Genomic DNA, 19789 nt, shown 5'->3' with positions numbered 1-19789 from the left:
AGAAATCATGTTCGCTGCTCTTGATGTGGGTGTGAGGGAGAAAACGGCAGAACGAATCGTACGTGCTGCCATGTTCATTGCTCTGGCTGCGCTTCCGACTTTCTGGCATGGTCAGTATGCTCTTGGCCTGCTTACGCTGATGGCGGTCTATGGCGTTCTTCTTATCGGTCTTGACGCAACGGTGGGATATCTGGGTCAGGTCAACCTTGCCCAGGCGGCGCTGTTTGCGCTCGGCGCTTATGGCGCGGCTCTTGCCGTACAGGCTGGCGCTCCCCTGCCGTTGGCGCTGGTGGCTGGAATCGCTGCCGCCCTGATTCCCGGCGCTGCTCTGGCGCTGCCAGCCCTGCGGCTTGAAGGACCGCAGTTTGCGCTTTCCACCCTCTCTTTCGCGACCCTGTCGGTTATTGTCCTTAATGAGTTTGAGTCGGTTACCAATGGCGCTCTTGGCTTATCCGTTACCAGGCCCCGGCTTTTCGGGCTGATCCTCGACTCTACCGGTTTTTACTGGCTCTGTCTGGCGACCCTGTTCGTTGCCTGGGAGGCTTCACAGAGCCTGCTCAAGTCGCGTTTCGGGCTGGCTATTGAGGCGTTACGTGACTCGCCAACCGCCACTGATGCGCTTGGTATTGGCGCCCTGAGGCACAAGGTACTCGCATTCGCGTGGGGAAGTACGCTTGCCGGTTTGGCCGGAGGGTTACATACGATGAATTTTGGCTATCTGCAGCCGGGGGCTTTCGGATATGAGCTGATGGTTATACTGCTGCTTGGCGTTGTTTTCGGGGGCAGGCGAAGCCAGTGGGGAGCCTTCCTCGGGGCTGCAGTTGTGGCCATGTTGCCCAATCTGCTCTCGAACCGCACGCTTTTTTCCGTTCTCGTCTCTGCAGGATGCATTCTGACCTTTGTTCCGACCTTTCGTGCGCTGCTGTCGAGACGGGCGCCTGTTTTTCGCGAGGTCGCTCCTGCCTCTGCCATGGCGTTGGCGGTCGCCCTCTCATTTTTTGTGCAAAATGTGGAGGATTGGCGCAAGGGGATTTTTGCGTTGTTCCTTTTTGCCGTTGTTGTCGGGTTTCCGAATGGAATTGCGGGAGCGATGACGACTACACTCCAGAGGCTGATACGTTTTGCTCCTCTTCCTTTGCCGCCGGCAGCGGGAGGGATCGGCTCTTCAAGAAGAGCGAAGGGGATCGCTCTGCGCCTGACCGACCTCTGTAAATCATTCGGCGGTGTGCGTGCTGTGGAGAGTGTTTCACTGGAAATCAGGGAGGGTGAGACGCTCGGTCTGATCGGGCCTAACGGATCGGGGAAAACAACGTTGGTGAATCTGATTTCCGGCCTCTATGCCCCTGATAGTGGTTCGGTTACCATTGCCGGCAGGAGTCCTGTTCCCGGCAGTCTGATGTCGGCATGTGCGGCGGGCGCATCCCGAACCTTTCAGAACCTGCAGTCTTTCTCCGGCCTGACTGCACTGGAGTCGGTGCTTGTTTGCCTGAAGGAGGGGGGAGAGCGGGAGGCTCTGGGCTGGTTGCTTGCTGTCGGTCTGGGAGAGAAGGCAAGAGTGCGCTGTTCCGAAATGGCGTATGGTGATTTACGATTTCTTGAAATTGCACGGGCGCTGGCTACCCGCCCCCATCTTCTGATGCTTGATGAGCCTGCGGCGGGCATGTCGAAACCGGACATTGCGAGGCTTGTTCTGCTGATCGCCTCGATTAAAGAGGCCGGGGTTCCTATTTTGCTTATTGAGCACCATCAGGATGTGGTCGCTGAGCTTTGCGACCGGGTTGCTGTGATGGATGGCGGGCGTCTGATTGCACTCGGCACTCCAAATCAGGTACGACGCGACCCCAAAGTAATTGAGGCCTATCTGGGGAGTGATGACACTGAAACAGGGAATAATGAGCTGCTGCCATGCTGAAAGTGGAAAACCTGCGCGCCGGATACAGCGGCGATGATGCTGTTCGGGGGATTTCAATAGAGGTTGCCGAGAGATCGTGTGTTGCACTTGTCGGAGCCAATGGCGCGGGCAAGAGCACACTGGTGAAGTCCGTGTGCGGACTGCTCACTCCGAGGGGAGGCAAGGTACTTTTTGGAGGAGAAGAGATTATGGGGCTCCCTGCCAGCCAGGTAGCCAGACGCGGACTCTCTCTTTGCCCGGAAGGAAGACGGCTCTTCGCTCCCCTCTCGGTTGAGGAAAATCTGCTGCTTGGCGCCTATCCGCGCCTTCCCTCTTTCGGCCCTTTTCGCCGGGCAGCCTCAGGCGATCTGCAGCGGATCTATGAGATGTTCCCCCGTCTTGGAGAACGGCGCTCACAGCAGGCCGGGAGCCTTTCGGGCGGAGAGCAGCAGATGCTTGCCATTGGCCGCCTCCTTATGGCCCGCCCACGTCTTATGATTCTTGATGAGCCTTCGATGGGGCTTGCACCCATGCTGGTCAAGGAGGTCTTTCTTGCCATCTCTTCGCTCCGCGCCTCCGGTATGACGATTCTTCTTTCTGAACAGTTTGCCAAGAGCGCCCTGGCCGTCTCCGACCGCGCCTATATCATTGAACAGGGTCGCGTTGTGCTGGAGGGTTCCAGTGCAGCGCTGGCAAAAGATCCTGCGGTGATGGCGGCATACCTCGGCTGAGGGCAGGAGAAAAAACCGCCGCCGGTTTTTAAAAAAGAGATAATCCGCTATATTCCACTCCATATAACGCTCCTCTGACCGGGCATTGAGCGCAACAGGCTGGCGCTCAAAAAAAACAACACCAATGTAGCAAAGAGAGCTTCCGGGAATCACGATAACCGAAATTAATAAGATTTTTTGCCTCTTTTGTCTTATTTTTTATTATTTTTCAGTCAATAAGCGAAGAAAAAGCAGGGGCGCGAAGAAACAGGGACAACGAAAGCAAGAGCGCTGCACGTTTCCCGCAGGGAGTCAATTCCGGTTTTTCACGCGGCAAAACTCTTTTTTTTTCAGCACCGGAATAGTGGTGATGTTATAACGATAAAACAACGCAATCATGCTCTATCAACTTCCTGACTCCGATATCGAACGTTTTATCGAGGAAGATATGCCTTATGGTGATTTGACAACCTTCCTGCTCGGCATTGGCTCTCTGCAGGGGGAGATCACCTTTACCAGCCGGGAATTGACAACACTCTGCTGTACGGAGGAGGCGGCCCGTCTTCTTGAACGGTGCGGAGCAACCGTGACCTCTCTGCTTCCGAGCGGGACAACGATTGAAGCGGGCGTTACCTTCCTTTCAGCCACGGGTTCTGCCGAGAGCCTGCACGCAGGATGGAAAGTGGCACTGAACATACTGGAATATGCATCGGGCATTGCCACCCGGACACGGAAAATTGTTACACGGGTCAAGGAGGTTCATGCATCCATAACCGTCGTCACTACCCGCAAGTCCTTTCCGGGAACAAAGAAGGTTGCTATCAAGGCTATCATGGCCGGCGGTGCACTTCCGCATCGGCTTGGCTTGTCGGAGTCGCTGCTGATCTTCCGGCAGCATACTGCCTTCTGTGGCGGCCTTGAGCCTTTTCTTCAAACGGTGACGGAGCTGAAGCTGAAAGCGCCTGAACAAAAAATTATTGTTGAGGCCTTCAACCTGGAAGAGGCGCTTGCCATTGCTGCAGCGGGCGCTGATGTGGTACAGCTTGACAAGATGCAGCCTGAAGCGCTCTCCCGGCTGGTTCAGCAACTGCGTGAGGTGGCGCCCGGTGTCACCATTTCGGCGGCGGGAGGTATCAATGCGGAGAATGCTGCGGCTTATGCTGAAACCGGGGTTGATATGCTTGTGCTCTCGTCAGTCTATTTCGGTAAGCCTTCGGATATCGCTGTTGCAATCACCTCCTCAGAACCTTAAAACAGTCATGATAATGATACGATCCATGAAACGCATCGCCCTTCTCTGTTTTGTGCTCCTCTCTCTTGCTCTCCCGGCCGTGGCTGGTGAGCTGAACCTCTCTGTTGCTGCAAGCATGAAAGAGGTTATCAATGAGTTGACTGCGAGTTACACGGCAAAGCACCCTTCAACGGTGTTTCTGAAAAATTTTGGCCCATCGGGAACGCTTGCCGGTCAGATTGAAAACGGCGCTCCGGTTGACCTGTTTATTGCCGCAAACAATCAGTGGATGGATTATCTGAAAGAAAAAAATCTTGTGGATGGCGCTAACGCAAAAATGTTTGCTTACAACTCGCTGGTTTTTGCCGGGAGAACGACCAAAAAGGTGAGTTCGATGAAGGAGCTGCTGAAGCTTGACAAGATTGCCATTGGCAGTCCGAAAAGTGTGCCTGCAGGTGAGTATGCCATGACGGCCTTTAAAAATGCCGGCATTGAGATGCAGCTTGCCGGAAAGCTTGTTATGGCCAAGGATGTGAGGGAGTGCCTGATGTATGCGGAACTCGGCGAAGTTGATGGCAGCTTTGTTTACCGCACTGATGCCCTGCTGGCGCAAAAAGCCGGATTGCTTTTTGTGGTGCCGCAAAAGCTCTATCCAAGAGTGACCTACCCGATGGCGTTGACCGTAAAGGCGGCAAAAAATGGGGAGGCAAAGGCTTTCTATCTCTTCCTGCAGGGTGCTGAGGCTCAATCGGTTCTGCGCAAATATGGCTTTGTCCTTAAATAGGATGAACCCGGAAAACGGCCTATACCCTTAAGATAGTTATGATGTTATGACACTGACACCTGAAGATATTTCTGCTATCTGGCTCTCTCTGAAGGTGGCGCTTACGGCGACTCTGCTTGCTTTGCCTTTCGGTTTTGCTCTTGCATGGCTGATGGTCTTCAGGAAGTTCAGGGGAAAAGTGGTGCTCGAAGTGCTGGTCAACCTCCCGCTCACGCTTCCTCCGGTAGTGATCGGTTTTTTTCTGCTGCTGCTGCTTGGAAAAAATGGCTGGATCGGAAAAGTACTCGATGCATCGGGCATGCCGATTATTTTTACCTGGAAAGCTGCCGTTCTTGCTTCGGCAACCGTCGGCTTTCCCCTGCTGGTTCGCTCAATACGGCTTGGCATGGAGTCTATCGACCAGCAGCTTATCGAGGCCTCCCGAAGCCTTGGCGCCGCATGGTACGACACGCTTGTTACCATTATTCTCCCGCTCTCCCTGCGGGGAATCATGGCGGGTTCGTCGCTGATGTTTGCCCGAAGCCTTGGTGAATTTGGCGCTACCATTATTGTTGCCGGCAATATTCCCGGTATGACGCAAACCATTCCGCTGGCTATCTACGATTATGCCAGTTCGCCCTCAAGTGTCACTATGGCTCTCTCGCTCTGCCTGGTCTCGATCATTATTTCGGTCGTTGTGCTTCTTGTTCATGAACTGCTTGGTAAAAAACTTGACCGGAGGAGTGCGCTTTGAATCTGCGGATTGATGCTGAGAAAAAACAGGGCAGCTTCCTCCTGCAGCTCAAGGCGGATGTGTCGGGGGATCGCATCGGTATTTTCGGCCAGTCCGGGAGCGGCAAGTCGACGCTTGTGCATCTTATTTCAGGGCTTCTTCAGCCGGACAGGGGTGAGATCTATCTGAATGATGAGTGCATGTTCAGCTCGGTGAAGGGTATCGATCTCTCCCCTGAACGTCGGCGCATTGCGATTGTTTTTCAGCAGGCGATGCTTTTTCCGCATCTCTCGGTCAAAGCTAATCTGCTTTACGGCTACAGGCGTTGCCACGCTGAAAACCGCCGTATCAAACCGGAGGCTCTGATTGCTTTATTGAAACTGCAGCCGCTCATGCAGCGGGGTGTGCATAATCTTTCCGGCGGTGAGAAACAGCGTGTCGCTCTTGGCCGGGCGGTGCTTGCAAATCCTCGCCTGCTGCTGATGGATGAACCGCTCTCGGCTCTTGATGATACGCTGCGATTTCAGATCATTCCCTATCTGAAGAGTGTGAGTGAGGAGTTCGGAATCCCTTACCTCTTTATTTCGCACTCGATCCTTGAGATGCAATTGATGACCGACCGAATTCTTGTGATCAGGAATGGCCGAATGGATGAAACAACAACTCCCGACCAGCTTGCACGAAACAGCATGGCTGATAATCCGAAGGGCTATCTCAATCTTCTGCATCTTGCCGATCCGGTTCTGCAGAACGGTTTGTATGCTTACTCCTGGGGCCGGAACAGCCTCCTGATTTCGGGTGGAGGGGCCGACAGAGCATCCCTTTTTGAGCTTTCGTCTCGTGAGATCATCCTTTTCAAAAAACATCCTGAAGCGATCAGCGCACGAAATCTTTTGCATTGCACGGTTACAGAGATGTTTGAGTCGGATGGAAGGGTTGGTATTGTGTTGTCGGTCAATGGTGAAAAACTTGTTGCTGAAATTGTCCGTTCAGCCGCAGATGAACTGGATATTACGATCGATTCTCCTCTTTTTGCCGCAATCAAGGCCTCCTCTTTCAGAAAGCTCGCATAATCGGGGCACTGCCTCTCAACTTTTAATGCCTCGTTCCTGTTTACTTTCAGGTTGGACAGGAAGAAATTAAACGCAAACAAAAATGACTCTTTCGGGCAAAAAGGTATGCTTCATGACTGGCGCTTCGGGTGTGCTTGGCAGTGAAATTGCGCTTGCTGTGGCCGGACAGGGATATACGGTTTTTTTTACCTGGAATGCTTCGGAGTCGAGGGCTACCGAAGTTCTTGAAAAAATCAGGTGGATCAGTCCTCTGTCGCAGATGGTTCGGTGTGATGTGTCGAAGAGTGGCGATATTGTGCGTGCGTTTGCGACGTTCAGGGAGCAGTTTGACCGGCTTGACCTGCTTATTACCAGCGCATCGAATTTTTTCAGGACACCCTTGCCCAATGTTACTGAGGAGCAATGGGACAGTCTGGTCGATACCAATCTGAAGGGAACTTTTTTTACCATGCAGGAGGCTGCTGCAATCATGTGCAAACAGCCCTTCGTCTCGCGCATCATTACGATGACGGATATTTCTGCTGATCTGGTCTGGCGAAACTTTGCACCCTATACGGTATCGAAGTGCGGTATACAGCACCTGACCAGGATTTTCGCAAAGGAGTTTGCACCGACTATTCTGGTAAACTCTATAGCTCCGGGAACGATCACACTCAATCCACAGAAGGAGATGGATTCCGAGGAGGAGATGGTGAGAAAAATACCGCTTCAGCGTCTTGGTGACCCGCTTGATATTGTTAAATGTATCACCTTTCTTCTGGAGAGTGACTATATCACCGGTCAGGTTCTTAATGTGGAGGGTGGACGGCTTCTGCAGTAAGTGTGCCATGCAAAGAGCACATTGTTTTTTATTATATTGCCGTGCGAGCGTTTTGAAATCAAGTTTTGTACCGTAAATACGCATAACCAGTTTTTATACTCTTATGGAACAGGAAGTAGAGGTAACCATTCATCGCAGCAAACCCGCCGATCCGGTTGAGGAGCCGCAACACGAAACAAAAATTCCGGAGCAGCTCAAGGAGCTCAGTGAGACCATTTCTGACACCTTTTCTTCCTTCAGGGAGAGCGATTCGTATGAGTGGCTTTTGAAAAAGGCTGACAAGGCGACGGATTATGTCAAAAAAAATCCGATGCCTGCAATACTCGTTTCACTGGGTGCCGGCACCTTGTTCGGACTTTTATTCAAGAAAAGGAGATAACAGCTATTGACCAGTCAGAAAACATGATGAACCGTAAAGCAGGAAAGGAGCAGGGTTCTGCCTCTTCGAAAAGCAGACGCAGCGGCATTGCCAAACTCCTTGATGATACGGCAGTGTCGACCTATGAGGACGTGAGGGCTATTATTGATGCAAAGTTTGAGCTGCTCAAAATTGAGTTGACCGAGAAGCTCTCTGTGATTGCATCGGCGGCTGTCGTTGCTGTAATCCTTGTTGTCGGTATGACCTACCTGCTCACAACTGTTGCGCTGCTGATCGGCGAGCTTCTGGGTCATCCTTTTCTGGGCTATCTCATCGTGAGCCTTCTTTTTCTCTCTTGCTTTTTATTCTTCACCAGGTTCAAGCCATTATTGCTGAGAAACCTGATTCAGAAAATTCTTTTATCGCTCCATGACTACAACTAATGAACCGTTAACGGGCATTCAGGCACGCATTGAAGAGCTGCAGAATACTATTGCGGAAAAGGAGACCCAGATCAAGGCAAGGGGTCATCAACTGAAAGAGGAGATCGGGGCTGAGCTTTCGCCGGTTGAACTGGTCAGAAAACATCCGTTTCCTGCCACAGCCCTGCTTTTTGTTGCTGGATTACAGCTTGGAAAAACGCTGAGAAGCGGTATGACCTCTTCCGCTTCCGCCCCGGCAGCAGTGACTATCTCCCCTTCAGTTGAGCACGCGCCGTCGCCACGGAAGGGTGCACTCTCGACCTTCGGGCTTGAGGTGCTCCGCTCTGCGAAGGATCTGGGATTTACCTATCTTCAGCGCTATATCGACAAGAAATTCAAATAATCGTACGCTTTTGCCCCGGCCAATTCGAAACCGCACAACAAGGGTCGGAGCGTTTTTTTGCAGAAATTCCATACTTCACCAATCAAACAAAACCCGCCAGCGTTGCAGAACAAAGAGCACTTTTATGTAAACAGAAATGCCAGGGAACTTTTTCATCTGACTGATCCTGAGTTCCTCTCTTTACCATCTTCCGGTCAGGAAAGTATCATAACATCGGAACGACAGACTGCCGTCATCAACAATTTTCTGAAAAAGCTGAAGGGCGCCGATGCGAAGCCGGTGCTGCCAGCGCAGTTCCTCGGCATGAAACTGCTGCATGCGCTCTTTCACTCGATTATGACGAAAGCGATCGCTTTACGGCAACCGGACTTTCTGGAGCGTCTCTCGGGTACGCTGAAGGAGATGCTTTCTGAGGAGGAGTCGGAGGAGTACCTGAAACGATTTGTCGCCTCTTTTCCTGCGCAGAATGTCTATGCCGGAACGGAAACGCCTTCGGAGTGGCTTCGGCTGCAGGAGAATCGGAAGCATGTGCTTGAGGAGTCTTTCCTGGTCTGGCTGAATAATCAGAACCCCGCTTTGGAACAGTTTTCCGATCTTTTGAACGATGAGAAGCTGACACGGGAGAGTTCGTACCGGAAGGTGATTATGACCATGCGAAGCTCCATGCAGGCAATGGGGCCTGTGGGGCCCGACCATATCGATCTTGCTGAATTGCTCACCCGCCCCATAAAACATGCTCCGACCTCCATTCTTGAACAGCTTCGCTATATCCGCCTGAATTGGGGTGATCTGCTCGATGAGTCGCCTCTTTGGGGATTGCTTGGCGGCGCCATCGATTTTATTGAGGATGAGGATAAGTACCTCTTTTTCGAAAAGATTGCCCAGGAGCGTGCTCTGCGAAATGATGGCCATGTGTTTGAGAAAGAGGTTCATGTCCCGGAATACAGCTCTCTGGATGATGCCAATGCTCCGGCAAACTACTCTATTGATTCGTCGTGGATGCCTGAAGTGGTGATGCTTGCCAAAAGCACCTATGTCTGGCTCGATCAGCTCAGCAAGATCTATCGGCGCCCGGTTCACCGACTGCAGGATATTCCCGATGCTGAGCTTGACCTTATTGCTGAACGCGGCTTTACGGCATTATGGCTTATCGGACTCTGGCAGCGCAGCTTTGCTTCCCAGAAAATCAAGCAGCTCCAGGGAAATCCTGAGGCCAAGGCGTCGGCATATGCTCTTGAAAATTATACGATTTCCGATGACATTGGCGGTTATGAGGGTTATCACAACCTTTTTCAGAGAGCCAAACAGCGTGGTATCCGCCTCGCAAGTGATATGGTGCCAAATCACACCGGAATGGATTCTGAACTTGTCCGAAACAATCCGGACTGGTTTCTCTCCTCTCACACGGCTCCTTATTATAACTACTCCTATAATGGGCCGAACCTCAGCAGTGATTCGCGCTATGGTATCTACCTCGAAGATGGGTACTGGAACCGTTCTGATGCGGCAGTGACCTTCAAGCGGGTTGATTACCTCACTGGTGATACGCGATACATCTATCATGGCAATGATGGTACCATTATGCCCTGGAATGATACTGCACAGTTGAATTTTTTGAGTGCGGAGGTTCGTGAAGGGGTGATTCAGCAGATTCTTCAGGTTGCGAGGATGTTCCCCATTATCCGTTTCGATGCTGCAATGGTGCTGGCGAAACGGCATATCCAGCGTCTCTGGTTTCCGCTTCATGGTCACAGCGCGGGGGTTCCATCGCGTTCAGCAAATGCCATGAGCATGTCGGAATTTGATGCCGCCATCCCTGAGGAGTTCTGGCGTGAGGTGGTTGACCGTATTCACCAGAAAGTGCCTGATACGCTGCTGCTTGCAGAGGCGTTCTGGATGCTTGAGGGCTATTTTGTCCGCACGCTTGGCATGCACCGGGTCTATAACAGCGCTTTTATGCACATGCTGAAAAAGGAGGATAATGCCAATTATCGCTACCTGATCAAGAATACCCTTGAATTTGACGCTGAAATTCTCAAGCGCTATGTCAACTTCATGAATAACCCTGATGAAGATACGGCCATTGCGCAGTTTGGCCGGGGGGATAAATATTTCGGTGTCTGCATGATGATGCTGACCATGCCTGGACTGCCTATGTTTGGCCATGGACAGGTGGAGGGTTTTACCGAGAAATATGGCATGGAGTATGCAAAGGCCTATTATGATGAGCAGCCGGACGAAAATCTTGTCGGGCGTCATTATCGCGAGATCTTTCCGATCATGAAGAAGCGTCCGCTCTTTGCCGAGGTGCGCAATTTTTTCCTTTATGATGTCTATTCACCGGAAGGGGCAGTCAATGAGAATATCTTCGCCTATTCCAATCGACTGGGTGAGGAAACTGCCCTTGTTGTCTTTAACAACTGCTTTGAACAGGCTACGGGCTGGATTAAAACTTCGGTCGGCTATCTGCAGGATCATGAGATCCGCCAGAGTTCACTCTCTGAAGGACTCAATATTGGCCGTCAGGAGAATGCCTTCGTTATCTTCAGGGATCATGCGAGTGGTATGGAGTTTCTCCGCTCTTGCAGGGAGATTGCCGACAATGGGCTCCTTGTTGCTCTCGATGGCTATAAGTATAATGTCTTCCTTGATTTCAGGGTTGTTACGCCGTCAAAACTCAGGCCCTACGACCGGCTTGCTGCGGAGCTCAATGGCCGGGGGCTCGAGTCGATAGAGCGTGCTGCTCTTGCCATGAGTCTCTCGCCGCTGCACCGGATTATCACAGCCGCCCTGACGGGGGAACTGCTTCCTGCTGTGGATGAGTGTGGAGTGGAAAGCGATGCGATTGGCCTGTTCGAGAGTGCCGTGGCTTCGCTGCTTAACAGGGCTGGCGCTACGTTCAGTGAAATTATGGAAAAACCGCTTGCTGTTCCCTCCGCTCTTGCATCGAAGGCGGCTGAGCTTTATGGCAGGGCTCTCCTCTTTCCGGATCTTCTGAAGGGAGATGCGCATTCCGGCAAACTTCAGTTGGCTCTTGGTTTGGGCAGCGAAGGGGGCCTGGAGTATGCAACCCTTGTGCGGCAGTGGGTTATGCTTGATGCAGTGCAGCAGATGGTTGCTGCAGCCGGAGAGATCCATTCGAACCTGATTGATGACTGGCTGATGAGTGATGCGCTCAGGGCAATCTATCCTGAATCGGGAATGATCGGTATTCCTGCTGAAAACCTGCCTGACCTGCTTGTCTGCATGCTCACTCCTCAACCGGCGGCTGCAGGAGCAGATGAAGCGGCTGAGGCCTCTCTGCTCGCTCCTGTGAAAGCGCTCTCTACCCTCAATCAGCTCCATCTGGGCCGTATGCTGCAATTTGATGAGCGGCATGGTAAAAGATGGTTCCGCGAGCATCGTTTCAGCGTTCTGGTGGCGTGGCTTACGTTACAGGAGTTGCTGAAAGAGCGTTATGGGGTTGCTTCTGATGATGAGGTTGAGGTTGAGGTTGAGGTTGAGGTTGAGCAAATGGAGAGGGTAGTTGCCCGTTGGGTGGAGGCTTCAGGAGCGCTTGACATGGAGGCTTTCCTTTCGGGATATGAGATTGGCGAGTTGATGCGACTGAAAGTATAGTCGCCCCGTAGCCCCGCAAGAAGTGGTTGGGAGAGAGGCTGTTTTTCTTTTTCAGTGAGATGCGATAGACAAAAAAAGCCCGGTAGTGAACCGGGCTTTTTTTGTTGCAGAATTGAGTGGCTTATAATGCTGCGGATTCGAGGTAAACACGATAGGTGTTGATGAGCAGGAAGGCGAGAACGAGCAGTCCAATGATGGTAAAGATTGGACTTTTCTCCTCTTTTGATGACTTGGTGTCAATGAACGGAACCAGTATCCAGAGGATTGCGCCTACGGTGAAGAGGATGATTGCAACCAGCTCTCCGTTGGGGAAGGTGAAATCCTTGAGCAACTGGAACTGTGCCCAGAAATACCATTCGGGTTTGATGCCAAGTGGCGCAGAGGCAAGTGCGTCGGCCTTGACGCCTATCTCCCAGGGGGAAACCACTGCAAGGTAGACAAGAAGAGCGAAACCGATCAGCCAGCCGATTGCATCTTTGGCAAGGAAGGTCGGGAAGAACTTCTCGTATCCTTTGATCATGCCTGACTCTTTGTATCCGATCGGCGCCGATGTGCCAAGAACCTGAACCAGAAGCAGGTGAGCCGAGAGTACCAGCATCAGAAGACCGGGAAGCAGCACTACATGCAGTGAGAACATACGGGTAAGGGTTTCACCGCTCACCTCTTCACCACCACGCAGGAGAGTGACAAGGAATGCACCGCCGGGTGCAACTTTTGGAACTTCGGTTCCTACCTGGGTTGCAAAGAATGCGAGTTCGTTCCAGGGAAGAAGGTATCCGGTAAATCCGAAGCCGAGGCTGAGCACAAGCAGGACAAATCCGCTCACCCACATCAACTCACGTGGTTTACGGTAGGACTTCATGAAGAAGGTGCTGAACATGTGAATGAAGGCCATCATGACCATTGCGTTGGCCGACCATGCATGCATCTGGCGAAGAAGCCAGCCGAAGGGTACTTCCTGCTGAATGAAGACAAATGAGGTGAATGCTTCTGCTTCTGTTGGTTTGTAGTACTGGAGAAGCAGCAGACCGGTCAGAATCTGGATAATGAAGAAGAAAAGGGTGAGGCCGCCAAAATAGTACCAGAATGAGAGACGGTGCTTTGGGACTTCCTTTTTCTTCAGATAATCGATTACCGGCAGTACAACGTAGAATCGTTCCTGGAACCATGCGCCCAGGTCACTGACTCTCGAATCCTTGTAGGGATTTGAGGCCGCACGCTCTACGGGTGGTTTATAGACGCCGCCTGTGGAGGCCGCAGGTTTGGCCGCGCCTGGAGCAGCGGGTTTTGCCGTGCCTGGAGCAGCCGGCTTGGCGGCAACCGGAGCGGCGGGTTTCGGCTTGGCCGGAGCACTTCCTGCCATAGCGTTTTTATTGTTTTCAGCCATCTTTCCTGACTCCCTTGGTTTTCAAAAATTAAAGGTTAAGCTTTCGAAATAATGAGATTTTCCCCTTCAACCCTTACTTTGTACGGAGCCAAGGGTAACGGCTGCGGGCCTGAGATGATTTCGCCGGTCTGCTGGTACTTCGCTCCATGACAGGGGCAGAAGATGAGGTTCTGGGCATTGTCCCAACTTACACTGCAGCCGAGATGCGTACACACTGCACTGCATGCGGTCAGCTTTCCGTTGTCGTTGATGACAATGACCTTGTCTTTGTTGAACTGATAGATCTTGCCGGTATTTTCAGGTACTTCTGTTGCCTTGCCGACATTCAGTTCATTGACGCTTGCGACCTCTTTGAGGGGTGGCGGAATGAGATATCTGACAACCGGATACAATGTTGATATGGCCACTGCCGCTCCGACGCCTCCAACAATTTTTCCAAGAAAACTGCGACGCTCAAAATCGGCCTCTTTGATACCCTGATCCCGGGGCTTGCCACCGGAAACTGAACCGGCCGAAGAGGGTGACGCGCTATCTCCAAGTCCTCCCATTCTTGACGGGCTCTTGAAATTACCTTGTTGTGCCATTACAACCTGTCTCCTTTTTTATATCTATGTTATCAAATCAAAAGGTATTTACCGCCCGTGGCTTAAAACAATACGTTACTGCCTCCATTTTCCATATTTGATAGCGAATAACAGCAACCTTCACGTATTAAATTCAGGCGAACCCAAACAGAGAGTGAATTTATAATTTTTTCATCGATTATTCCAATCCAAAGAACGCTTAAAACGGTTATAAATGCCGTACATGATCGACGCCTCTCCATCTCGCCAGATGCGGCTGCGGGTGAAAACGCGCATAAACCTTGACTCTAATCGGAGTGGATTGAGAAATTCCGATATCCCTGTGATGTTCTCGATCTGCTGATCCTCGGTCTGCAGGGTGATTGAGGAGGCAAAACGTAAATAGAAGGGCCCGGCATCGAGCACGGTGTTGTGGTGAATTTTCAGGTTTGCATGTTCAAAGTGCAGGTAAAGATCGCGGCTGTGCAGGGGGGAAAAAAGACCTCGTCTGAAGTTGCTTTCATGAAACTGCACTGTATCATAAATGGTAAAGGTTTCGCTCTGGTTGTCGTGAAGAAGCAGGAGGGAAAGTGGTTGATAGTCGTTGTTTTTAAAAAACACGACATAATAGATGATGTCGAAGTGCGCGGAAAAGGCACGGCCCCAGTACCAGCGGGAGATATATTCCTGCATGGGAACGGCGCCGAGGTTATGGTCATGATAGCCTTTCGCCTTGACTGGAATGGTACGAACGGTATGGTCTGATGTTTCTGTAATGGTAATGGCGCCTTCGACATCGGCTCCCGGAACGCTTAAAAGCCACTGGTGAAGGGGTACCCTGCCGTTGTTGTTGTTATCTTTTTTTTCGTAAACGAGCCTCTTGCACGATTTGAACAGCAAGGTTGCTTTGAGGGCTTTGTGACGGGCCGGAAAGGTAAAGTCAATGTCGAGGGTATACTCGTCCCGCAGTGCGTTGTAGGTAAAACGGTTTTTTTCGAAGCGGACACCAATATCGGTGCGACTGCTTTCAAAGAGTTCGCGGCGACCCTCGCGGATGAAATTGATGATCTCTCGCTGGTTTTCATACAATTGGAAACTGAAGCCGGAGTAGTTGGAGGGTGAGGGTGCGTCGGCCCGGCTCCGGTTTTTCCACTTTTCGTAATGGCTGGTGTAGTATGGGGAAAAAGGAAAGCCGGAGAACCAGATGAGGACGAAAGAGAATCCGCTCTCTTTGTCTTCAGCATCGAAGTACCACCACTCGTACGCTCCCGGATCCTGCATTTCGTGCCAGCGTTCCTGATCGAGCTTTGTGGTAATTTTCATGCGGGGGGTTGGTGATATTCAAACACGGTGTGCATTGCGGGATGCTTTGCATGACATATGTGAGTCGGATAAGGTGGATCGCAGGATAGTGGAGGAGCTATGTTCATGTGAAAAAGATGACAACATTGTTTGTGCCGCCTTTAACCGTTGTGGACAGAGAGGGAATCGAACCCACGACACAAGGATTTTCAGTCCTTTGCTCTACCAACTGAGCTATCTGTCCTCCGAGATGGCAAAATATAGGAATAAATCTTTCACAACAAAAAGAAAAAACAAAATTGCGGAGCACTCAGGCGCTGCGCTCCGCAATACCATCCGACTGGCTACGCCGAAAAGGTGATTTTTTCTCTCCCTTTCAGAATGCGGCGAAGTACGGTCTCTTTGCCGAGTACTTCGAGCATGTGGTAGAGACTCGGGCCAAAACTCACTCCGGAGGAGACTATTCTCAGGGGGTGTATGAGCGCTGCTGCTTTCAGACCTTTCGGGGCAACAAACTCCTTGAGATGCGCTTCGATGTTCTCTGCACTGAACTCTTCGAGGGTGGCGAGTATTTCGGTAAACTCCTGAAGCAGTGAGTTGGTGTCGGGCGCCCACCGCTTCTTGACGGCTTCCTCATCATAGGAGTCGGGCTCGAAAAAGAAATAGGAGGAAAAGGTTACAAATTCGTGCTCAAATCCGACGCGCTCGCGCATCAGCTCGATAACTTTTTCAAGGTAGGCTTCACTGGTGATGAGGTCGACGGGCATCATCGTCTCCTTGCGCTCAAGCTCGGCCAGAAGAATCGGTTTTATGACGGGAACAAGCTGCTCTGTGGGCCGATTCTTGATGTACTGTTTTTCGAGCCAGTTGAGTTTATCGATGTTGAAAACAGCACCGGCCTTGCCTACCCGTTCGAGCGAGAATTTTTCAATAAGCTGCTCCATGCTGTAGACCTCCTGCTCGCTCCCCTCTCCTTCGTTCCAGCCGAGCATGGCTACAAAATTGATGATGGCATCATTGCTGTACCCTTTGCGGATATAGTCTTCGACGGCAACATCTCCCTGCCTTTTGCTGAGTTTTGAACGGTCAGCATTGAGCAGAAGCGGCAGATGAGCAACCTTGGGTGGTTCCCAGCCAAAAAATTCGTAGAGAAGAAGGTGCTTTGGCATGGAGGAGAGCCACTCTTCGCCTCTGATGATATGGGTGAACTCCATCAAGTGATCATCAATGACGCTTGCAAAATGGTAGGTCGGAAAACCATCTGATTTCATCAGCACCTGATCGTCTATGGTTGCGGAATCAAATTCGACGGGACCGCGGATGATATCCTCAAACCAGACTGAAACGTAATCGGGCACTTTCATGCGAATGACGTAGGGGCCCCCTTCGTCAAGTTTTTTTCTGATGACACTCGGCGGCATGGAACCACCCATCTCTTCAGGGAGCCATTTTCTGTTGTATTTCGGCTGAAGACCCTGTTTTATCTGGAGCTGCCGGTTCTCTTCAAGCTCCTCGTGCGTTGCGAAACAGTAATAGGCATGCTGGTCGTCGAGCAGTTGCTGACAGTAACGTCCGTAGAGATCAAGTCGCTCGGACTGGACGTAGGGACCATAGTTGCCACCTTTTTCAGGACTTTCATCAGCCACAATTCCTGCCCATTCAAGGGCCTTGATAAGATTCTGCTGCGCCCCCTCAACTTTCCGAGTTTGATCGGTGTCTTCAATTCTGATAATGAAGTCTCCGTGCATTTTTTTTGCAAACAGGTAGTTATACAGGGCGGTTCGCAGACCGCCTACATGCAAATATCCTGTTGGAGAAGGTGCAAACCTGGTTCTAACCCTTTGACCAACCATAATGAGCGTCGTACTGTTAATTGTTTACAGGGAGCTATTGGAAGAGCTGGGAATTTAAGAAAAACTCACCGCATTCATTCATAAGATAGAAGATTAACCCGAAAGTCTTGAATCCCCTGCACGTAATGGCTAAAACTTTTCAGTCAAGGAAACATTTAAAAAAAACTTTTTGTTCTCGATTGTAACTTTACTTTTAATTACTTTTAATGTAGCAAGTTACATTTTGTGTCATTACCTAACATTTTTTATGTCTGAAAATCCCGTAAAGAGACCAGGAAAAGATGGCTCGCGAAATAAGTTCAAGCCTGTGCAGGAAGAGGGCGGTACCCCCGGATGGTTTCGCTCTAAAGGCGAAAGTCCACAGGGAAAGTTTCCTGGCTTTCTTCTTTTTCTGATGGCAGGACTGTTGATGCTCTTTGTTTTTCTTCGTTTTTTTTCAGGCACTGATGCCCCTGAGATAACCTATAACGAGTATAAATCCGTTCTTTCCAGAGCCCTCGTTACGGAGGTGACGGTTAAAACGTATGAAGATAAATCGGCAATCCTGAGCGGAAAACTGAACGCACCAGCCCAGCTTCAGCTCATCGACAAAACGACGCTGCAGACGAATCGTTTTGCCGTGAGGGTTCCCTCTTTCACTCTTGAACAGGCTGATATGCTGACGGAAAAGGGGGTGCGACTGAAGGTTGAGAAGGGCTCCAGCGACTTGAACACTTTTTTAGCGCTCTTCGCCCCATGGATTATTTTTGCGGCTCTCTATTTTTTTCTTTTCAGGAGAATGAGTGGACAGAATGGCGCCCAGGCAAAAAATATTTTCAGTTTCGGAAAAAGCCGCGCAAAGATGGTCAGCGAGTTTGAGGTTAAAACCACCTTTAAGGATGTTGCCGGTGTTGATGAGGCCATTGAAGAGTTGCAGGAGACGGTAGAGTTTCTCACGAATCCTGAAAAATTCCAGAAAATCGGCGGAAAAATACCGAAAGGGGTGCTGCTGCTTGGCCCTCCAGGTACCGGAAAAACCTTGCTTGCCAAGGCCATCGCCGGTGAGGCAAAGGTTCCTTTTTTCTCCATTTCGGGTGCGGATTTTGTTGAGATGTTTGTCGGCGTCGGCGCTGCCAGGGTTCGGGATCTCTTTGAACAGGCGAAGAAAAATGCGCCTTGTATCATTTTTATCGATGAGATTGATGCGGTCGGAAGAAGCCGGGGCGCTGGATTGGGTGGCGGTCATGATGAGAGGGAGCAGACCCTGAACCAGCTTCTTGTTGAAATGGATGGTTTTACGACAAACGAGAATGTTATCCTGATTGCGGCAACAAATCGCCCTGATGTCCTCGATAGCGCACTGCTTCGACCGGGACGCTTTGACCGCCAGATCACCATCGACAAACCTGATATCCGGGGGCGCGAAGCCATTCTGAAAATCCATACCAGAAATACGCCTCTTGATGGGGATGTCGATATCACGGTGCTTGCAAAAAGCTCTCCTGGCTTCTCGGGCGCTGATCTGGCAAATCTGGTCAATGAGGCTGCCCTTCTCGCTGCACGCCATGAACAGGTGCTTATTACAGCCGTCAATTTCGAGCAGGCACGCGATAAAATCTTGATGGGCCCCGAAAGGAGAAGCATGTTTATTTCTGATGAGCAGAAAAAACTGACGGCCTATCATGAGGCTGGCCATGTGCTTGTTTCGATTCATACCAAGGGATCTGATCCTATCCATAAGGTAACGATCATTCCAAGGGGACGCAGTCTCGGTCTTACCGCTTATCTGCCTCTCGAAGACCGCTATACCCATAACAGGGAGTACCTGCTTGCGATGATTACCTATGCGCTGGGTGGCAGGGTGGCCGAGGAGCTTGTTTTTCAGGAGTGCAGTACGGGCGCGGCAAACGATATTGAGAAGGCGACCGATATTGCCCGGAGGATGGTGCGACAATGGGGTATGAGTGAATCACTGGGCCCGATTAACTATGGGGATAGCCACAAGGAGGTTTTTCTTGGAAAGGATTACTCCCATATTCGCGAGTACAGTGAGGAGACTGCCCTGCAGATTGATGTTGAGGTTCGCAATATCATTATGGGGTGTATGGAAAATGCAAAAACGGTGCTCAGTGAACAGCTTGCTGTTCTGCATCGACTTGCCGGAATACTGATTGAAAAAGAGTCGCTGAACGCAAGGGAGATACAAGAGATTACAGGCCCTGGACAGGGTGCTCTTCCCAATCCTGTAACCGCATAACCGGAGATCACTGCAAAAATGCCAATGCATATCGCTGCTTTGCTTTTTCTCGGCGTTTCGGCTGGTATCCTTTCGGGCATGTTCGGCGTCGGAGGAGGCATCATCATTGTCCCTGCTTTGGTGCTGCTCTTTGGCATGACGCAGCAGAGCGCTATTGCTACGTCGCTTGTGGCGCTGCTTCTGCCGGTTGGTCTGCTTGGAGTGATTGAGTATTATCATTCCGGAAAAATTTCGACAACGAACATCTGGATTGCTCTTCTTATTGCCGCCGGGCTCTTTACAGGGGCCTATTTTGGAGCTAAAATAGCAATCCATCTTTCAAGTGATACTCTCCGCAAGGCTTTTGCTGTTTTTATGGGAATTGTCGCTCTTCATCTTTGGTTTAAATAAGCAGATACTTCATTAATAATCTGAACCGTCCATTAC

The 19789-nt window shown here is 50.9% G+C and carries 17 protein-coding genes and 1 tRNA gene; 13 read left to right on the top strand and 5 right to left on the bottom strand.

The genetic code is table 11. The features are described 5' to 3' along the window. Positions 1-7: 7 nt before the first annotated feature. The 11 genes from AC56AD_RS02350 (at position 8) to AC56AD_RS02300 (ending at position 12022) form a co-directional block, all read left to right on the top strand. A complete protein-coding gene (locus AC56AD_RS02350; protein WP_012507299.1) occupies positions 8-1912 on the top strand; it encodes a branched-chain amino acid ABC transporter ATP-binding protein/permease in 1905 nt (634 codons plus the stop codon). Further along, positions 1906-2622, top strand: a complete 717-nt coding sequence (locus AC56AD_RS02345; protein WP_012507298.1) for an ABC transporter ATP-binding protein — start codon at positions 1906-1908, stop codon at positions 2620-2622. Before AC56AD_RS02350 ends, AC56AD_RS02345 begins: the two co-directional genes overlap by 7 nt. Positions 2623-2998: 376 nt before the next feature. Beyond that, positions 2999-3853, top strand: a complete 855-nt coding sequence (modD, locus tag AC56AD_RS02340) for a ModD protein (RefSeq protein ID WP_012507297.1) — start codon at positions 2999-3001, stop codon at positions 3851-3853. Positions 3854-3866: 13 nt separating this feature from the next. Then, positions 3867-4616 carry a molybdate ABC transporter substrate-binding protein gene (gene modA / locus AC56AD_RS02335; RefSeq protein WP_012507296.1) on the top strand — a complete coding sequence of 250 codons (750 nt, stop codon included), beginning with the start codon at positions 3867-3869 and terminating at the stop codon, positions 4614-4616. A 46-nt stretch (positions 4617-4662) separates the two neighbouring features. After that, the gene (modB, locus tag AC56AD_RS02330) at positions 4663-5349 is read left to right on the top strand and encodes a molybdate ABC transporter permease subunit (RefSeq protein ID WP_012507295.1); all 687 of its coding nucleotides are present in this window, start codon (positions 4663-4665) and stop codon (positions 5347-5349) included. Beyond that, positions 5346-6401, top strand: coding sequence for a molybdenum ABC transporter ATP-binding protein (gene modC / locus AC56AD_RS02325; protein WP_012507294.1), 1056 nt, complete (start codon positions 5346-5348; stop codon positions 6399-6401). The genes modB and modC overlap by 4 nt, the downstream gene beginning before the upstream one ends. An 82-nt stretch (positions 6402-6483) precedes the next feature. Continuing rightward, positions 6484-7221, top strand: a complete 738-nt coding sequence (locus tag AC56AD_RS02320) for an SDR family NAD(P)-dependent oxidoreductase (protein WP_012507293.1) — start codon at positions 6484-6486, stop codon at positions 7219-7221. Positions 7222-7324: 103 nt separating this feature from the next. Continuing rightward, entirely contained in the window at positions 7325-7600 is a 276-nt protein-coding gene (locus tag AC56AD_RS02315) for an ElaB/YgaM/YqjD family protein (protein ID WP_012507292.1), read from the top strand. Positions 7601-7623: 23 nt separating this feature from the next. Next, positions 7624-8022, top strand: a complete 399-nt coding sequence (locus tag AC56AD_RS02310) for a hypothetical protein (RefSeq protein WP_012507291.1) — start codon at positions 7624-7626, stop codon at positions 8020-8022. After that, positions 8009-8404, top strand: coding sequence for a hypothetical protein (locus AC56AD_RS02305; RefSeq protein ID WP_012507290.1), 396 nt, complete (start codon positions 8009-8011; stop codon positions 8402-8404). Before AC56AD_RS02310 ends, AC56AD_RS02305 begins: the two co-directional genes overlap by 14 nt. Positions 8405-8461: 57 nt before the next feature. Then, a complete protein-coding gene (locus AC56AD_RS02300) occupies positions 8462-12022 on the top strand; it encodes an alpha-amylase family glycosyl hydrolase (RefSeq protein WP_012507289.1) in 3561 nt (1186 codons plus the stop codon). Positions 12023-12143: 121 nt separating this feature from the next. Here AC56AD_RS02300 and AC56AD_RS02295 read toward each other — a convergent pair whose 3' ends face one another. The 5 genes from AC56AD_RS02295 to gltX all read right to left on the bottom strand — a co-directional run bounded on the left by AC56AD_RS02295 (position 12144) and on the right by gltX (position 17127). Then, positions 12144-13409, bottom strand: coding sequence for a cytochrome b (locus AC56AD_RS02295; RefSeq protein WP_012507288.1), 1266 nt, complete (start codon positions 13407-13409; stop codon positions 12144-12146). A gap of 35 nt (positions 13410-13444) precedes the next feature. Then, entirely contained in the window at positions 13445-13993 is a 549-nt protein-coding gene (locus AC56AD_RS02290; RefSeq protein ID WP_012507287.1) for a QcrA and Rieske domain-containing protein, read from the bottom strand. A gap of 171 nt (positions 13994-14164) precedes the next feature. After that, a complete protein-coding gene (locus AC56AD_RS02285; RefSeq protein ID WP_012507286.1) occupies positions 14165-15295 on the bottom strand; it encodes a carotenoid 1,2-hydratase in 1131 nt (376 codons plus the stop codon). 150 nt (positions 15296-15445) lie between these two features. After that, positions 15446-15518 (bottom strand) — tRNA-Phe (locus AC56AD_RS02280). A gap of 100 nt (positions 15519-15618) precedes the next feature. After that, the gene (gene gltX / locus AC56AD_RS02275) at positions 15619-17127 is read right to left on the bottom strand and encodes a glutamate--tRNA ligase (RefSeq protein ID WP_012507285.1); all 1509 of its coding nucleotides are present in this window, start codon (positions 17125-17127) and stop codon (positions 15619-15621) included. A gap of 247 nt (positions 17128-17374) precedes the next feature. Here gltX and ftsH point away from each other — a divergent pair, with 247 nt between their 5' ends. Further along, positions 17375-19363 carry an ATP-dependent zinc metalloprotease FtsH gene (ftsH, locus tag AC56AD_RS02270; RefSeq protein WP_012507284.1) on the top strand — a complete coding sequence of 663 codons (1989 nt, stop codon included), beginning with the start codon at positions 17375-17377 and terminating at the stop codon, positions 19361-19363. A gap of 18 nt (positions 19364-19381) precedes the next feature. After that, entirely contained in the window at positions 19382-19753 is a 372-nt protein-coding gene (locus tag AC56AD_RS02265; RefSeq protein ID WP_012507283.1) for a sulfite exporter TauE/SafE family protein, read from the top strand. The last annotated feature ends 36 nt before the right edge of the window (positions 19754-19789 follow it).

Source organism: Pelodictyon clathratiforme, assembly GCF_982375515.1.
The sequence above is the reverse complement of the archived record's forward strand: the minus strand, read 5'-3'. Positions and strand labels throughout refer to the sequence as shown.

Bases quoted from the DNA above. Each gene is read 5' to 3' on its own strand.
- modD (WP_012507297.1), top strand. From the start codon at position 2,999: ATGCTCTATCAACTTCCTGACTCCGATATCGAACGTTTTATCGAGGAA.
- gltX (WP_012507285.1), bottom strand. From the start codon at position 17,127: ATGGTTGGTCAAAGGGTTAGAACCAGGTTTGCACCTTCTCCAACAGGA.
- AC56AD_RS02290 (WP_012507287.1), bottom strand. From the start codon at position 13,993: ATGGCACAACAAGGTAATTTCAAGAGCCCGTCAAGAATGGGAGGACTT.
- AC56AD_RS02295 (WP_012507288.1), bottom strand. From the start codon at position 13,409: ATGGCTGAAAACAATAAAAACGCTATGGCAGGAAGTGCTCCGGCCAAG.
- AC56AD_RS02320 (WP_012507293.1), top strand. From the start codon at position 6,484: ATGACTCTTTCGGGCAAAAAGGTATGCTTCATGACTGGCGCTTCGGGT.
- modB (WP_012507295.1), top strand. From the start codon at position 4,663: ATGACACTGACACCTGAAGATATTTCTGCTATCTGGCTCTCTCTGAAG.
- AC56AD_RS02305 (WP_012507290.1), top strand. From the start codon at position 8,009: ATGACTACAACTAATGAACCGTTAACGGGCATTCAGGCACGCATTGAA.
- AC56AD_RS02265 (WP_012507283.1), top strand. From the start codon at position 19,382: ATGCCAATGCATATCGCTGCTTTGCTTTTTCTCGGCGTTTCGGCTGGT.
- AC56AD_RS02285 (WP_012507286.1), bottom strand. From the start codon at position 15,295: ATGAAAATTACCACAAAGCTCGATCAGGAACGCTGGCACGAAATGCAG.
- AC56AD_RS02350 (WP_012507299.1), top strand. From the start codon at position 8: ATGTTCGCTGCTCTTGATGTGGGTGTGAGGGAGAAAACGGCAGAACGA.
- modA (WP_012507296.1), top strand. From the start codon at position 3,867: ATGATACGATCCATGAAACGCATCGCCCTTCTCTGTTTTGTGCTCCTC.
- ftsH (WP_012507284.1), top strand. From the start codon at position 17,375: ATGTCTGAAAATCCCGTAAAGAGACCAGGAAAAGATGGCTCGCGAAAT.
- AC56AD_RS02310 (WP_012507291.1), top strand. From the start codon at position 7,624: ATGATGAACCGTAAAGCAGGAAAGGAGCAGGGTTCTGCCTCTTCGAAA.
- AC56AD_RS02345 (WP_012507298.1), top strand. From the start codon at position 1,906: ATGCTGAAAGTGGAAAACCTGCGCGCCGGATACAGCGGCGATGATGCT.
- AC56AD_RS02315 (WP_012507292.1), top strand. From the start codon at position 7,325: ATGGAACAGGAAGTAGAGGTAACCATTCATCGCAGCAAACCCGCCGAT.